This is a genomic window from Mesorhizobium sp. AR10, assembly GCF_024746795.1.
Classification (GTDB): Bacteria; Pseudomonadota; Alphaproteobacteria; order Rhizobiales; family Rhizobiaceae; genus Mesorhizobium.
In genome coordinates this window covers 297,976-312,925 of the sequence record NZ_CP080523.1, presented here as the reverse complement: position 1 = coordinate 312,925, position 14,950 = coordinate 297,976, and the positions used below count along the sequence as shown (strand labels likewise).

Below are 14,950 nucleotides of genomic sequence, written 5' to 3'. Positions count from 1 at the left end.
CCCTGAACCGAGGAATTGGCCAGTGCGTTTGAAACGAAGGCAATCCATAGCGGTCGAGCTGTCGATCCATCGACCGGCGCGGTTTCATTACCACTTCATACCAGCACGACGTTCGAGCGCGGTGCCGACGGCTCGTTTCCGTTTGGGTTCGAGTACACTCGCGATGCAAATCCGACCCGTAATGCATTCGAGTCTGCGATGGCCGCGCTCGAGGGAGGTCACGAAGGGATAGCCTTTGCGTCGGGCATGGCTGCAATCGCTGCAGTCTTTGAGAGCCATCCCGCGACAGGACGGATCGTCCTTCCTGACGATATGTATTTTGGCATCCGCTCGCTGATTGACGAAACCGATATAGGGTTTCGCTTCGACTTCGCCGCGGTCGATATGCGCGATCTGGATGCGGTGCGCGCCGCGGTCACCTCAAAGCGGACTGGCCTCGTGTGGGTCGAGACGCCGTCGAACCCGATGATCCGTGTTGTCGACATTTCGGCGATCTGCAAAATCGCGCATGACGCGGGTGCCTTGGCGGTGGTGGACAATACCTGGGCCACGCCCGTGCTTCAGCGGCCGCTTGAGCTTGGGGGCGATGCGGTCATGCACTCGGCAACAAAGTACATTGGTGGCCACTCGGATTTGATGGCGGGCGTCCTTGTTGTCCCGCAATCGTCGCCACTCGGACGGCCGCTACGGATGGTCCAGAAACACAAGGGCAGCGTCGCGGCACCCTTCGACTGTTGGTTGGCACTGCGAGGGTTGCAGACCTTGCCGATCCGCATGCGTGCTCATTGTGAAGGCGCGCAGAAGGTTGCGGAGGCCCTGGCGTCTCATCCACGCGTCGAGAAAGTGCTCTTTCCAGGCCTGCAAGATGATCCGGGACACGATCTGGCTACGCGGCAAATGAGCGGTTATGGAGCGATGCTTTCCTTTATCGTCGAAGGCGGAGTTGATGCCGCCATGGCGGTGGCCGCCCGCCTCAAGCTTGTCGTCCGGGCGACAAGCCTTGGCGGGACGCACTCTCTGATCGAACATCGCGCATCCGTGGAGGGTGCGAAGACCAAAGCGCCAGGCGGATTGCTGCGAATGTCCGTGGGACTGGAGCATCCTCAGGACATTATTGACGACCTGATGCAGGCTCTCAGTGCGACGTCTGGGGCGTAGTCCCCGAAATGAATCAGGCGTGAGAGACCGGCGAAAGATCCAAGATGCTCAACCATCTGAACCACCTGCTAATTGTCTATATGGCCTACGTCGTTGCAGCGGGGAGCCCGGGTCCCAGCACAATGCGGATCATGGGAACGGCAATGCAGCAAGGGCGCCAAGCAGCCCTTGCTTTGTCAGCCGGCGTCGTCACCGGATCGATTTTTTGGGGCATCATGGCGGCGACAGGCATCTCCGCGCTTTTGGCAAGCTACGCCCAGGCGCTCGTGATTCTAAAGGTTCTCGGAGGCTGTTATCTGCTCTATTTAGCTTTCAAGGCAGGAAGGGGTGCCCTGACACCGGACCAGCATGATGCCACGCCTGGTACAGCACGCCGGCCGATCTCAGGGCTCGGTCTCTACAGGCGCGGTTTGCTGATGCACCTCAGCAATCCGAAATCGATTCTCGCTTGGATTGCACTGGTGACGCTAGGGCTTGGACCGGACGCCTCGCCTACGGACGTCATCGTCATCCTTGCAGGATGTGCAGTGCTGAGCGTTACAATATTCTGCGGGTATGCCGTCGTGTTTTCCACGCAGCCCATGGTCAGGATGTACCGGCGTGCGCGGCGAGGCATTGAAGTTGTTTTAGCCGTCGCCTTTGGTTGTGCGGGGCTGCGGCTCCTGCTTTGGCGAACCTGAAAGGATCTCCAGAACAGCTGCCTCGCGACGAGTAGCGGGAGCGAGTTGGTCAAGTCCCGTGCCGGAGGGTATCTCTGGCACCGCTTTACGTGGCGGCTGGCGCATCAAGAATGCGGCCTGTGCGGTTGGCTCGTTGTCGGCGATCGCCGTAGATTCTCGGCTAATCGACTAGATCAGGCAAAGCATCTTCGACGATGCTGAGATTTCGATCGAAAGTCTCGGTGTCGGATACGTTGGCGCGCAGGGAACGCACCTTGTTCAGGATGGCCGCAACCGCCGCTTCTTTGTCGGGCGCTATGCGTGTTGTCACCGCTTTGGCCGCCAAAGCGGTAAAATCTATGGCGGCATAGACTGGTACGGCTGTAGCGTCTGTTGCTTTCAGCCGGTCTTTCACGATTGCGCGCCGCCCCGGAGGCGAAGCTATACGGCCTGCTTTTGCGGCAAATGTCGCGCCGCGCCGCAGCCGGGTCTGCACAAGGCCTGAGCGGTACGTGGGTGCTTTCGGCGCAATCGTCGGGAGCGCAGGAGATGGAACCGCCGCGGAAGCGTCCAATGTAGGGCTTTTCGTGCGCGAAGCGTCCGTAGAGGCGGGCAGGGGCATGAACGCGCGTTTGGCGAGCTGGCCGTCGGCGAAATAGAAATTGCGGGTGCCGAGGATCGGCAGTTCCCCCCGCGGCAATATGATGACCTTGTTCTTGTCGAGCGTACGGATTTCGTCCGGCCGCATCAGGGGCCGCCGCACTTCCTTGCGATGCTCAGAGCGCGTGTAATAAGTGTCGAACAACGTTGCCTTGGTGCGCGTCACGTCCTTTTGCACGTCCGACGTTTCGCCGAGCTGCTCGGAAACGTAGCGCAGATCGTCCGCGTCCTGCGCACCGAAAAAGATCTGCACGCGAGCGGCGTTGATGAGCGTCTTGCGTCCTTCCTGGCGATAGATTTCGTCTACAGCCTTCAACGACTGCACGAAAAACCACATGGAAACGCCGTTGCCGCCGAGCACGCTCGCCATCTCGGTCACGTTCTCGAGCTTGCCGAGGTTCTGGAACTCGTCGAGCAGGACAAGCACCGGATGCTCGCCCGGCTGCGGCATGGTTTCCGACATGAAGTTCATCATCTGCGTAATCAGGACATTGAACAACGGTCCAAGCGAGGTGATCTGCTCGCGCCTTACGTCGAGATAAAGAGAGATCCGGTCGCGCTTGAGTTCGCGAATGTCGAACGTGCTGCGCGAGGTAGCTCGCATCAGGCGCTCGTTGAGAAAGGGGGCCATGCCGGTGCGTACGCCGGCGTAGATTCCGGAAAACTGCCGCTCAGACATCTCAAAATATGGCAACAGGGTTTGCAGCGTGAAATGCGAGCATTCGCGGCGGCGTTCCTCGCGTAACGAGCCGATGAACTCCAGGAGCGGCTGCTCGGCACCGTTCATAATCTCGAGGATTGTGGCAAAGGTCTTCTTCTCGTTCGGGATCGCAGGCGATTCCATGACGAAGGATGCGATGCCGGTAAAGAGGAGGCGGGCATCGTTGACCCAATAGGGATCCGCGTTCGAAGGGGGGCGGGGAAACAATGCCGCAGCGATGTTGCGAAGGTCGATGTCGCGCTGTGCTGAGTCCAGCGAGATGAAGTCCATCGGATTGTAGCATGCGGTATTGCCGTCCGGATCAGCCGGCGCGAAGCGCACCACGCGGCTCATGGTCGAACGGTAACCAGCAGTCGTCGCATAGGTCTCGCCCCGCAGGTCGAGAACCACGAGCGAATGCGCCCAGGTCAAGGCGTTCGGGATGATGAGAGACGTGCCTTTACCGGAGCGCGGTGGCCCTATGACGAAGCCGCCGACATCATCGCCATCAATCCACAATTTCTTGCCACCGATCAGCTTGCGCTGCGTCAAGCGGATCTTGCCTGAGCGCTGATCGCGGCTGGGCGACAAAATTTCGGCAAGCCTGCCGCCGGCTCGACCGACGAAGACGCCGCCCACTTTCGTCAGGCCGGTTTTTGATACGTCGCTCATGGTCATGAAGCGAGAGTCATTGCGCTTTCTCGGACGCATGAGAAACAAGCTGACCAGTGGCAAGAGAAACCCTAATGCTCCTGCTGCAACAGCGTATTGTACCCGGTCAAAATTCCTCGCCATCGTGTCCGCCCAGGCCTGACGAACAACCGGCAAGGGATTGGCGTTCAGCTGGTCGAACAGGACATGGGAGCCAGTCCGATACCAATCGGTCGCCGCATAGGCGACCGTGAAGAGTAGGGCGCCCAGGGCCATCGCCATGAGCATCATGAAAATTGCTGTTGCGATTTTCTGCATGGATGGGGCCTCGCTAGATCGTCTCCGCCTTGGTGAACTTGATCTCGCTGATGCCGCGCCGGCCGCCTTCGGTGCGGACCATCTGGACGACCACCGGAATGACCTCGCGCAGATAGTCGAGGATTTCGCTTCGTGCGAGGCCCGAGCTGCCCTGCATGACCATGAGCGCCAGGCGCTCGTAGGCGGACCGGGCGGAATTGGCATGAACGGTGGTGAGCGAACCCGGGTGGCCGGTGTTGATCGCCTGGAGGAACGCGAAGGTTTCAGCGCCGCGCAACTCGCCCAGTAGCAGACGGTCGGGTCGCATGCGAAGCGAGGCCTCGAGCAGTTGCTGCGCTGAGACTTTGGCAAGGCCCTGGTCGCCCTTCGAGGCTATCAGGGTGACGTTGTTGGGAGCCGGCAGCCTCAGTTCGCGGGTGTCTTCGATCGTGATGATGCGTTCATGAGCCGGAATCTCCTTCAGGAGTGCATTCAAGAACGTCGTCTTGCCGGTGGACGTGCCGCCTGAAACGACAATCGAGACGCGGTTGCGCACCGCGTATTGCAGGAAGTCCATTGGCGAGGTGTCGTGCAACATCTCGACAAGTCGCTTTTCTTCAGTTGACAGCGCCAGTCCGCTGCCCATCGCCGTGTTCTCGAATGCACCGAGATTCTTGTAGGCATCAAGGCTCATATCCATGATGACCTGCTTGCGGATCGAAATCGCCCCGCCTTCGGGAGCCGCGGGCGGCAAGATGCATTGGATGCGTTCACCCGACGGTAGCGCGGCCGACAGGACCGGCTTTTCTTCGTTGATGACCTGATTTGTCGCCGAGGCGACGCCAGTCGAAATATTGCGAATCCAGCCGGGCGTGACCTCGCGCTTGACGACGTGCTCCATTTCCTTCGCGCCGAGGCGTTCGATGAACAATGCACCCGGCCTGTTGATTGCAATCTCGGACACCGCATCTTCGTTCAAATAGGACCATATCGGCTCCAGATGAGCGCGCAGGACCGGGGCTCTCGCCCAAGGGTCGGGGAGGGGATGCACGGCATTCATTTCACCGGGCTCCCATAGCCGGGATAAAAATGGTCCTTTGGCGTCGCGTAAAGAGGCGTCGGATCGATCGCCGTCTTCGGCCGCCCACCCGCCTTCAGCCGTGCAACTTCTTCCTGAATGGGATCAGCATACAAATCCGAGAAATCGAGATCCCGCCGCACCAGAACGACAATCGATGTGCCCTGGTCGACGTAGACTGTCGGGCCTATGTTTTGCGTGTCGCGAAACGCCTCCTGCGCGAGTTGCTGCAAGGCGTTCGAGGACTTGTCAAACGCGATGCCGCGGGCGTCCCGCTGCGAGCCATTGCCACCATAAGTTACGGTTGTAGTCTCACCGGTCACGGGATCGACCGTCGATACCTGGCGCTGTTGTCCATTCTGGCCGCTATCTCCAAGCGAGGACAGATATTCAGAGACGCCGCCAACGACGGAAAGCATGATAGCGTTGCCGTACCGTTCAACCCAGTGTGTATCCACACGGCCGCCCATGCCGCCGCGACCGAGCGCGTCTGCCCCTGGCGACTTGATATCAACGGAAATGCCGTCCGAGCGAATGACCCTGTTCCAGACGATGAAAACACGCTTCTGACCGCGCGCGAGCCCCGAGCGGTATTCTCCGGTCAGGCGCGAGCCCTTCGGAATGAGGATCCGCCTGCCGTCGAGCGAGAAGACATCTTCACGCACGACAGCGCGCACGGCGCCGGGAAGGTCGGTGTTAACAGCGGTTTCCAAATAGCCGCGAATGATCGTTCCCTCTGGGATCAACGCATCGGTGCGTCGAAAAACCCTGGCTTTGACGATGCCGGAGGAACTTGCCTCAGACTGCGCCAGGAATGCCTTGTTGGGGTCACTGTCGGCGCCGGGGACCGGGACGATCTGACCGTCGGGCGCGATTTCGACCTGTGCCGCCTGGGCGCCGGCATCCGTCGAGCCGGTTTGATCATTCGTCACCATCTGGTTCGACCGCAGGCGTTCCCACACTGCCTTTTCGTGCTCGGCGGCCTCAGCCTTACGGCGAGCCTCGTCCTCAGCCCCGGCCTTGCGGCGGGCTTCTTCCTCTTCGGCCTTTCGGCGAGCCTCCTCGGCCGCCATTTGCGCCTCCAGCGCGCGTCGCTGCGCGTCAAGGTCCGCGCCCTCCTGCACGGTTTGATCGACATTATCGGCTTGTTGCGTGCCTTTTTGGTCGTCAGCCGGTGGCGGCACCACGATCTGGTCGATCGTGCCGTCGGCAGGTTGCGGCGGGTCGTTCAATGCCGGCGGGCGGAACTCCGGCGGATTGAAGTTTTCCTCGCCATCGCTGCGAATATCGCGCGATACCGGCTCCTGGGGCCAGTTGAGCCATATCAGCGCGCCTATCAGCACCACGCCGAGGCCGACCAGGGCGATCCTGGTACCCACGCCCGCACCACGGCGCGCGACCGTCGGGCTGCTGTCCAGTTGGTTATAGTCGATCTGGGTCATCACCGCCCTCCGCTGGATCCGAACAGGGTGGAACCACCTGTCAGTTTCGTTGGACCGTAGACCTGCTCGACTGGATCGATAGCGTTGGGTCGAGCCCGGTTGTAGAGGCAGAGCGTCTTGCCATCGGCCCGCAAGGTGAATTGCCGTGCGACCTTGTCGATGACGGTGTATTTGCCCTGCGTGCGAACGTTGACCAGCGACTCCTGGCGCTTATCGTCGACAACGAAAATCGCCGGAATGTCACCCTTGAACTCCAGAAACACCCTCGTGCCGTCGTCGAATACGGTGCGCGGCTTCAAGCTGTCGTCGCCCTTGTAGGCATAGTCGTAGTTGAGATCGGCATAGTTCAGATCCTTCAAGTTCGGATCGGCGGCGCTCTCCTTGGCCTGTGAGAGCAGGCGCGCGTTGACATCCTCGTCCGGGTATTTGAACCGGACCTGGAAGGATGCCCGGTCACGGCTATCGTCAGTCGCCTGCAGCAGCAGGGAATAGACGCGCCGGTTGGTGACCACGTTGACGTTGGTCCACGCATCGCGCTCCAGCGGCTTGACGAACAGAAATCGCGATCCGCGTTTGGGGATGATCGACCAGCCTTTCGTGTCGCCAGCGGAGACGGTTTCGATGACTTCGGTCGGGCTGAGCTCGACCATCGTCGAAATACCGAGAGCTGCGCGCACCGATGTGACGTCGTCGTTGTTGAAAGTGACATACCGGATGCGGCCGTCGCGCGCGGCCGCGCCGTGCATCGTGCCGAGCAGAAGGGCGGCTGTTAGAGCGAGGCCCACGCGCCATCTCATTGCAGGCTCCCCGCGGCCGGCGCCGATTCCTGGTCGCGGCGGTAATCCGTTACCTGAAATCCCAGCGGGTTGTCGAAACGCCATTCGTTCTTGAGCGGTGTTGAGGTGTAGCGGAATTTTATCACCGCCACCCAATTGTCGGCCGTGGACGAATTGTCCCGCCGCGTCGTCGTGGCAAAGCGCACCGAGGCTGTGTTGCGATTGAGCAGGGAAACCGACTTGATCTCCACCGCGACAGTGACATTGCGGCCAAAAATCTTGTCCAGCGATTGTGGGTTTGCTGGCGAATAAAGCCATGTCAAATCCTTGGACGCGACGTCGGTCGAGTAGAGCTGCGCCAAGTCGTAATTCTCTTTCAGTTCACGGGAATCGTAGGTTTCGCGGGCCCTGATGTAGCGCACCAGATTGGCCGCCGTGACGGCCTCGTTCTGGGACAAATCTCCAGGCTTGAGCGCGCGCATGATCTCGAGGTAGCCCGTCGATTTGTCGACCTCGACAACATACGGTTCGAACTGCCGGAGCGGCAGGATCAGCACGAGCGCCAGCAGCGACAGCACCGCCACCAGTCCGGAAACGCCACTGACGATCCATGCCAATGTACGCGATCGACGCATTGACCGGTGCGTGTCGTCTTCCCAGGTCGCGCCCGCCCCGTAATAGCGCTTGTCGACGAGCTCGCCGCCGCTGTTAGCAGCTGTTTCCATTAGATTGACACTTTACTATTGCCTCGTTTGCGCGACACATCCTGATCCAGAGCCGCGATCGGTGATCGTTGTATTCTCGTTTAGGCCAGAGGCCTGGAGTTATCGCGCGCACCTTGCTGGATGGCGGACCGGGTTGCGGCATCCGCCCTCGCTGCTCGCGCAGATCGAAAACTGGTTGCCGCGAGTTGCCGCGCGCCCCGAGCGGCGCGGCCCGCGGCCCATCGTGCACCGGAGTAGCGCACGGCATTCCTGCCGAAGGTCCCATAGGAGTAGCGAGCTCCCACGGTGCTGAGATACCCGCCGCCATTCAGGATCGAAGCAATCGATGGTATCTGCATGAGAACGTAGATGCCGATGATCGTCACCAGCACCAAGGGCAACACCAGCGACATTTTGCTGTCCATGGTCGCTCCGCCGGACGTGGCGGTGTTCAGCGCCGCATTGACGAGCGAGAAGTAGAAACCGAGAAAGCCGTAGATCAGGATTTGCTGGATCATCAGGAAGGTGGTCAGCGAAAGAAAGCCTTCGCTCATGCGCGAGGACCATCGGTAAAGCCAAAGGATGATCCATATCGGCGCCAAGGCCAGCGTGATGAACAACATCACTTTGGCGGCGATGATCGCGGCAATGGCAAGCGCTGCGAAGATGATGGCAGACAGCAGGACGAGCAGCGACAGCAGCGCGCCAAAAATGTCATAGAAGGATCCGCTATAGACCTGATTGGCGACGTCCTGCGCCCCTTGGTAGAGGTTGTCGATTAGCGCTGGAATTGCCGCCTGATCGCTGAGCTGATTGCCGGTGGCCCGCGACACGGCGCCGACGATCACCTTACCGACCTCGTCTGGAATGCTTTGCACGAGCTGGTAAATCGTCGCCGAAAATGTCCCCCATCCGGTCAGCAGCAGATAGATGATGACGGCGCGGCCCAGGCGATAAGCCGCTTCGATTGGCGAAATCGACTCTCGCCCGCTCAAAATCGAATAGCCCCACCACACGATATAGAGGGTCAGCATGAGGGTGAAGACGTTGCCCATCGCATTGCCCAACTGCATATAGACGGTGCGGACGAAGTCCTCACCGATGTTGTCAATGCCACCGAGAATGCTTTCGGCAAGACCGTTCATGGACCCTCGTCAACGATGCTGGCGAACGGCGTTGAATTGACCGGCTTCAGCGCGCCGCATTCGTCGGCGTGGGCATACGCCAAAGGCCCGCACGGCGCTTTCAGTTCGCGATTTGCGCATCCGAAAAGCACTGCGCCGAGCCCAATCACAACGCATATGCGCAGGACTCGCCTCGACAAGCGCTTAGCCTCCGCTCTTGCCGAATTCAGCGAACGGATTGACGTTGCGCGGCGTCATCATCTTCTGCACCTGGCTCTGGCGAAGAAGATCTCCCTTCAGCTTCTCATTCAGGGCCGCGACCGCACCATTCTGGACGCCGATCAATTCGTTGACCGCGCGCGCGTTTTCCAGCTGCATTCGTGTGTTCTGGTCCACCGATCCCTTGACGTCCTGCGACTGCCCGATCTGCCCGCTCGCTGACTGCAGAGACTGTTGGCGCTGGGTAACGCCCTGCGAAGCCTGCGAGGTCAATGCGCTTAGCAGCGAGGCCACGTTGACGCTGCCGCCATAGGCCGTGTTGACGGCGCTGGTCTCCTTGCCGGCAATCTGCTGGAGCTGCTTCACCAGCTGGAGGCCGTTGATGACGGCACCGGCGATTTTCTGGATTTCGGGTGACAGGCCACCAAAAGAAAGCGCGCCGCCGTTCAGGATCGATCCGAATGACGGAGCCTGGGCGATCGACATGTTGCCGCCGAGGCCCATTTGTCCGATCCCGAGCGAACCGTCACGGCTGCCACTGAGAGCCTGCAGGATCTCCTCGCTCTTTTTCAGAATATCCTTGTTCGAATCCATGATGGAGTTGGTGTTCTCCGCATTCTTGCGGGCGACATCGAGATTGGCGCCATCGATGACCGCAATCTGTGCAAAGCCCGCGCTCGTCCAAAGCGCCATGCCGGCAGCAATCGCGAATTTCTTCATGTCAGCCTCCTATTGCTGTAGAGCATTGATCACGCTGGCGGCGCCGGCAGGATCACTGGTGATGATCATCGAGCGGCTGTCGGCCGAGCTCGCCCCCGCGTTCTCAAGTGCGCATGGTAGCCACCGGCCGCGATCGATCCTCAACCGCTCCAGTTCCGCGGGATCACAAGAGAACGGGTTTGGAGAGCCGCTCTTCGGCTGTTGCACCAGCTTGGACGACTGCGATGCCTGAACATTCTGCAACGCTAGAAGTTGGGCCAGCAACGTCGTAAAATCCCCCGCCTGGGCGAGGTACTGGTTGGTGACATCGGCGTTGATCCCACGAGCCGACGAGTTCAGCTCCCAGGCGTCCTTGTATTCGGTCACCTGGCCAACGTTGCCCGCTAGCGCGTCGATTGCCGCGCCGTTGGCGCCCATCCGCGATGAGCTTGCATCAAGGCCGCCAGCCGCCTTCCTCACCGTGCCCATGGCCGCGCCCTGGGCCGAGCCGCCTGCGCCGTCGGCCGTTACGATCGAGAATGGTGGCGGCGCGGCGGCGGGAGCCTTGCCGCTCGATACATATTCGTTGAAGTAGCTGTTCCAGCGGCCGACGCCGCCGGCCCATTGGTTTTGCTCGCCTGCGTTCGATCCGTTGTAGAAGGAGGCGAGACAGCTGTAATTCGTCGCCCCGCATTGCTTCACGCCCATTCCGAGATATTTGACGCCGCCTTCGACATTCTGCTCGTTCACGTCGCGGTCCAGTCCCATGGACTTGCCGGTGCCTTTGGTGAGCTGCATGACGCCTTTGACGCCTGTGTGGCTCCCGGCGCATGTGTCGAAGCGCGATTCCTGATAGGCAACCGAAAGCGCCAGGCCTTCGGGCACGCCGTACTTTTGCGCATAATAGCGGATCATCTTCACGTTGCCCGCGTCGCGCTGCAACGCTTCTGCTGGCGACCGGCGAAACATCTGTGAGCGGTATTTGTTCGAATAGGTGCAGACGACGCTTTTCTTCCTGTCGGTTTCGTCCTTCTTGGCCTCATCCGACTTCGTGCTGTGCTGCTCGTCCTCTTGCCGCTTGTCGAGGTTCGGCCCGTCGATGACCGCGATCTGAGCGGCAGCCATGCTCATGCTTTCCGCCGTCGCGAGAGCCACGGCCAGACAAGCGCTGCTAAGCCGCTTCGTCATGCTCGTTCTCCCATCCGCAGAAGTATGGCAGCCACATTTCCGGCTCGTCGCCGAAGGTCTCCCGGAGCCGTGCGCATTCCTTGCTGTTGGCTTCGTTCGAGGACAAGACCTTGATGAGATCGGGCATCGCCGACAAATCGAGCTTGGCTACGATCGAGTCGCTGTCGTGCTTGACGAGGAAGGTGCGAGTTTCCTTCGCGGTGCGGCGCACGAACTCGAATTCTTTCGCTGTCAGCGAGAAGCGTTCCATGTAGGACTCCTTGCTCGCCTTCGGGTTGGGGAAGAAAATGTTGGTCTTCGTTTGCTCGATCAGCGACGATGAGATGGAGGAACTGACGACGTCTTCCGCTGTCTGGGTGCCGAAGCCGACCACGCCGTTGCGGCGACGAATGGTCTTCAGTGTTTCATTGATGAAAGCAGCGAAAACCGCGTCGTCCAGCAGCTTCCAACCTTCATCGAGGAAGAGCATGATCGGCGAGCCGTCGATGACCTCCTCAAGACGATGGAAGATGTAGAGCAACGCTGCTGAGCGCAGCTTTCGGTCGCCCAGGATTCTGGTCATGTCGAAGCCGACAACCGGCTTCGAGAAATCGATGAGATCGACGGGATTGTTGAAAAGCCAGCCCTTGTCCTTCGGGTCGAGCCAGGGCTGTATCCGCGCGGCCAGATCATTCATGCCAGGCATGAGCGAGCCCCGCAGCACTTCCGGCAGCAGGTCGAAGGTCCGCTGTTCGCGCGGGATCTTGTAGATCATGTCGACGGCGGCGTTGATGACACGCATCTCCGCCACGTCCAGCGCGCCGCCTTCCGGCGTCAGAATGTAGAGGAGCAAATCTTCCAGGAAAGAACGGTTTTCTGCCGTATCCTCAAGCTGCAATGGGGCGAACCCAGTCGGCCGGGAGGGTTCCATCACCTCGTAGCGACCGCCGAGCGCCCGAACGAAAATTTCAGCGCCGCGCATGTAGTCGAAATAAACACATCGCGGCCGCGGCATGATGCGCATGGCCTGTGCCATCAGGAACGACAGCACCACAGTCTTGCCCGAGCCGGTCGGGCCGAACACCGTGAAGTGCCCGACATCGTGAACGTGGAAATTGAAATAGTAGGCCGTCTGGCTGGTCGTTTCGAGCAAAGCGATGGGCCGTTTCCAATGCAGCCGCTCACATTGGCCGGACGGGAAATTGTGTCCTGAGAAAAGGCCGGCGAAATTTAGCGACGAGATCAAAGCACGTCGCGCGATGTAGCTGAAATTTCCCGGCAATTGCGCCCAGAAGGCCAGTTCCGTGTTCAGTGTCTCGCGTACCGGCACGATCGACATGCGCGAAAGCTCGGCCGTAATGTCGGATAGCGCACGGTTGAGACCATTCATGTCCGATGCCAAGGCCATGACGCTCATGTGATGTTGTCCGAAGACGACTTCGCCGCCGGCCAGCTTGTCGGCGCCGTCGTGGACGGACTCCTCGACCGTCGTGCCCGCCTCGTCTGAGCCCTCAACCTGGTTCGCGATCGTGTTGATCCTGCGCATCGCCGTTACACGATCTTCGATCGCAAAACTCTGCGTCAGGACAAACTCATGGGGCAGGCGCAAGAGACCATCCAATGAGCCCGGAGCGGTGAACGGCGGGTATTCCTTGATCGACACCATGGCGCCGAGCTTGCCAGCGTCCGGTCCGCGGAGTTCCAGCGCGGATTTGCCGAAAAACAGCTGTCGTGTCGTCAGCACATCACCAAGGCTCATGCGCGGCAAAGGCATTTCCACGTCGACGCCGCCGGCGAGGATCTTCGCCAGAAATTCCGCCGGCTCGGAAAAGAAGCTTTCGCGGCGTTTTACGACGCCGAGAAGACGCGCACCATAAGCCGTGAAATCCTTGACGACGCCGTCGAGAACGTCACGCAATTCGGCCATCGCCTCTTCGCGGGTTTCCTCGCCCGCGGTACTTATGCGAAACGCATTGAGCGCCTTGTCCACCCAGCCGACGCGGCCGACCATCGGTCGGCGTATGACAGTCAGATACGCCTCGTTGACGAAAAGGTTTTTCGCCCCAAGCTCATCCATGTAGCGGGCGTCGAGCTCGGCCACGAAAGGATTGTCAAAGTCGCCTTCGATCTCAGGCGTCACGTGGCGGCGGATGATCGTCGTGTAGACCGCAAAGCGAGACGTCGAGAGATTGCGGAACGTCGTGTTGCGGTTGAACATTCGGCTGTTCAGCTCGGCCTGGTCCATCGTCTGGAACGGCAGGCCGCTGAGGTGGATGGCTCCGACCAGAAAGCCACTCTTCGTCACGATCAGATTGTCATCAACATGGCGAAGGTAGGGGATATGCATCGCCGCGGGTTTTTCGCGGCGGCGCTCACGGCCAAATTTCAGGTCGGCATCGAGGCTCACGGCGAATAGCTCCTCGCGCCCCAAAAAGTAAGGTTCGCCACCGCTCCGCGTTTGGAGATGCGCCGCTCGAAAATATGGAACATGTAGGGGTCGCGCTGGCACAGATATGCGCTGACCAGATGCACCACGCCGAACACGCCAAGGCCGAGCATGAAGCTGCTCGTGGCGATGAAGCCGATCACCGCAAGAATGCCATTCAGGGCAAAAACCTCATAGCGTACCCCCCATTTCATTGGGGGGCGCGTCAGTGGCAGGCTGACAGGCTCGACATAGACCTCCTCGTCGTCCATGTCTCAGCTGCCTCCGGCGGTCGCGCGGACCGCATCCACAAGCTGGGCGGCGCCGAAAATCAGAGCGATGCCGATGATGATGGAGAAAGCCATCATCCACGCCAGCCGGCCCGTCATGGCGAGAAAGCCGAGAAAACAGACCGCGATGATGGCGAACGAACGCGCTATGTTGCCCTGCAGAACTCCGACGAACCACTGCAGCACATTTTCGACTGGCGCGGCCGACTGGGCATACGCAGTGGCTGGCGCGAGCGCTATTCCGACCGCCGAGGCCAAGGCCAGTTTCAGGGCAAATTTGCCTGCTTTCTTATATTCCACCCTTGGCTCCTTTCAGTTGCCGAGATCCATGACATGACCATCCTGCCAAGCGTCCTCGCTTGCTGCCGGTGCGGCGAGCGTTTCGGATTTGGTCAGGGCGGGGTTCTTCACGACACCGCCGAACTTCCAGCGATTGAGTATTTTCACGATGTATTCGGCCGTCTCCGAATTCACCGGAATGCCCTGCGCCTTGTAGACGCTGTTTGGCCCGGCGTTATAAGCCGCCAGCATCAGGAGCGGATCCCCGAACTCCCCATAGAGTGACTTCAGATAGCGCAAGCCAGCCCGGACATTTGCCTGTGTATCGCAACGGTCGCTCACGCCGAGATCGGCCGCCGTGCCCGGCATCAACTGCATGATTCCCAGGGCTCCGGCCTTCGAGGGACCCTGACTGGCGCCGAGATCGCTTTCGGCCCATGCAATCGCCTCGGCCAGATCGGCGTCGAACCCTTCTTCTTGCGCGATAGAACGCACAAGTTGGGAGACCTCTGCACGATTTCCGGTTTTACACGCCCCTGACCTTTGCGCCCCGGCCGCAGCAAGGGCTTGCGCCGGCGTAGTTGCAAAGGCGACTGCTACGCGGTCTGATGCCAGGTCCCGA

At 60.2% G+C, this 14,950-nt stretch carries 14 protein-coding genes; 2 read left to right on the top strand and 12 right to left on the bottom strand.

The features are described 5' to 3' along the window. Window positions 1–15: 15 nt before the first annotated feature. Both LHFGNBLO_RS01535 and LHFGNBLO_RS01530 read left to right on the top strand, forming a co-directional pair. Window positions 16–1,158: a trans-sulfuration enzyme family protein gene (locus tag LHFGNBLO_RS01535; RefSeq protein WP_258600437.1), complete on the top strand. Its 1,143-nt coding sequence runs from the start codon at window positions 16–18 to the stop codon at window positions 1,156–1,158. 44 nt (window positions 1,159–1,202) lie between these two features. Further along, window positions 1,203–1,838 carry a LysE family translocator gene (locus tag LHFGNBLO_RS01530; RefSeq protein WP_258600435.1) on the top strand — a complete coding sequence of 212 codons (636 nt, stop codon included), beginning with the start codon at window positions 1,203–1,205 and terminating at the stop codon, window positions 1,836–1,838. A gap of 160 nt (window positions 1,839–1,998) precedes the next feature. Here LHFGNBLO_RS01530 and LHFGNBLO_RS01525 read toward each other — a convergent pair whose 3' ends face one another. From LHFGNBLO_RS01525 to LHFGNBLO_RS01470, 12 genes are all read right to left on the bottom strand, one after another. After that, window positions 1,999–4,146 carry a type IV secretory system conjugative DNA transfer family protein gene (locus LHFGNBLO_RS01525; RefSeq protein ID WP_258600434.1) on the bottom strand — a complete coding sequence of 716 codons (2,148 nt, stop codon included), beginning with the start codon at window positions 4,144–4,146 and terminating at the stop codon, window positions 1,999–2,001. A 13-nt stretch (window positions 4,147–4,159) separates the two neighbouring features. Next, window positions 4,160–5,185, bottom strand: a complete 1,026-nt coding sequence (virB11, locus tag LHFGNBLO_RS01520; protein ID WP_258600433.1) for a P-type DNA transfer ATPase VirB11 — start codon at window positions 5,183–5,185, stop codon at window positions 4,160–4,162. Next, a complete protein-coding gene (gene virB10, locus LHFGNBLO_RS01515; protein WP_258600430.1) occupies window positions 5,182–6,645 on the bottom strand; it encodes a type IV secretion system protein VirB10 in 1,464 nt (487 codons plus the stop codon). Before virB10 ends, virB11 begins: the two co-directional genes overlap by 4 nt. Continuing rightward, on the bottom strand, window positions 6,645–7,442 hold the full coding sequence (locus LHFGNBLO_RS01510; protein ID WP_258600427.1) for a TrbG/VirB9 family P-type conjugative transfer protein: 798 nt from the start codon (window positions 7,440–7,442) through the stop codon (window positions 6,645–6,647). Before LHFGNBLO_RS01510 ends, virB10 begins: the two co-directional genes overlap by 1 nt. After that, complete coding sequence (locus LHFGNBLO_RS01505) at window positions 7,439–8,146, bottom strand: virB8 family protein (RefSeq protein WP_258600426.1); 708 nt, start codon at window positions 8,144–8,146, stop codon at window positions 7,439–7,441. Before LHFGNBLO_RS01505 ends, LHFGNBLO_RS01510 begins: the two co-directional genes overlap by 4 nt. 80 nt (window positions 8,147–8,226) lie before the next feature. Continuing rightward, on the bottom strand, window positions 8,227–9,270 hold the full coding sequence (locus tag LHFGNBLO_RS01500) for a type IV secretion system protein (RefSeq protein ID WP_258600424.1): 1,044 nt from the start codon (window positions 9,268–9,270) through the stop codon (window positions 8,227–8,229). 183 nt (window positions 9,271–9,453) lie between these two features. Further along, window positions 9,454–10,188: a type IV secretion system protein gene (locus tag LHFGNBLO_RS01495; RefSeq protein ID WP_127222009.1), complete on the bottom strand. Its 735-nt coding sequence runs from the start codon at window positions 10,186–10,188 to the stop codon at window positions 9,454–9,456. Between the two features lie 9 nt (window positions 10,189–10,197). Next, window positions 10,198–11,355, bottom strand: coding sequence for a lytic transglycosylase domain-containing protein (locus LHFGNBLO_RS01490; protein ID WP_258600422.1), 1,158 nt, complete (start codon window positions 11,353–11,355; stop codon window positions 10,198–10,200). After that, entirely contained in the window at window positions 11,339–13,741 is a 2,403-nt protein-coding gene (locus tag LHFGNBLO_RS01485) for a VirB4 family type IV secretion system protein (RefSeq protein WP_258600421.1), read from the bottom strand. Before LHFGNBLO_RS01485 ends, LHFGNBLO_RS01490 begins: the two co-directional genes overlap by 17 nt. Further along, window positions 13,738–14,031, bottom strand: a complete 294-nt coding sequence (locus tag LHFGNBLO_RS01480; RefSeq protein WP_137935424.1) for a type IV secretion system protein VirB3 — start codon at window positions 14,029–14,031, stop codon at window positions 13,738–13,740. The genes LHFGNBLO_RS01485 and LHFGNBLO_RS01480 overlap by 4 nt, the downstream gene beginning before the upstream one ends. A gap of 3 nt (window positions 14,032–14,034) precedes the next feature. Next, a complete protein-coding gene (locus LHFGNBLO_RS01475; protein WP_258600419.1) occupies window positions 14,035–14,349 on the bottom strand; it encodes a TrbC/VirB2 family protein in 315 nt (104 codons plus the stop codon). Window positions 14,350–14,361: 12 nt separating this feature from the next. After that, window positions 14,362–14,823 (bottom strand): lytic transglycosylase domain-containing protein, encoded by a 462-nt coding sequence (locus LHFGNBLO_RS01470; protein ID WP_258600417.1) that lies wholly within the window; start codon window positions 14,821–14,823, stop codon window positions 14,362–14,364. Between the last annotated feature and the right edge of the window lie 127 nt (window positions 14,824–14,950).

What these genes read in the sequence shown, in the direction of transcription:
- LHFGNBLO_RS01530 (WP_258600435.1), top strand. Translation starts at nt 1,203, where the DNA reads ATGCTCAACCATCTGAACCACCTGCTAATTGTCTATATGGCCTACGTC.
- LHFGNBLO_RS01525 (WP_258600434.1), bottom strand. Translation starts at nt 4,146, where the DNA reads ATGCAGAAAATCGCAACAGCAATTTTCATGATGCTCATGGCGATGGCC.
- virB11 (WP_258600433.1), bottom strand. Translation starts at nt 5,185, where the DNA reads ATGAATGCCGTGCATCCCCTCCCCGACCCTTGGGCGAGAGCCCCGGTC.
- virB10 (WP_258600430.1), bottom strand. Translation starts at nt 6,645, where the DNA reads ATGACCCAGATCGACTATAACCAACTGGACAGCAGCCCGACGGTCGCG.
- LHFGNBLO_RS01510 (WP_258600427.1), bottom strand. Translation starts at nt 7,442, where the DNA reads ATGAGATGGCGCGTGGGCCTCGCTCTAACAGCCGCCCTTCTGCTCGGC.
- LHFGNBLO_RS01505 (WP_258600426.1), bottom strand. Translation starts at nt 8,146, where the DNA reads ATGGAAACAGCTGCTAACAGCGGCGGCGAGCTCGTCGACAAGCGCTAT.
- LHFGNBLO_RS01500 (WP_258600424.1), bottom strand. Translation starts at nt 9,270, where the DNA reads ATGAACGGTCTTGCCGAAAGCATTCTCGGTGGCATTGACAACATCGGT.
- LHFGNBLO_RS01495 (WP_127222009.1), bottom strand. Translation starts at nt 10,188, where the DNA reads ATGAAGAAATTCGCGATTGCTGCCGGCATGGCGCTTTGGACGAGCGCG.
- LHFGNBLO_RS01490 (WP_258600422.1), bottom strand. Translation starts at nt 11,355, where the DNA reads ATGACGAAGCGGCTTAGCAGCGCTTGTCTGGCCGTGGCTCTCGCGACG.
- LHFGNBLO_RS01480 (WP_137935424.1), bottom strand. Translation starts at nt 14,031, where the DNA reads ATGGACGACGAGGAGGTCTATGTCGAGCCTGTCAGCCTGCCACTGACG.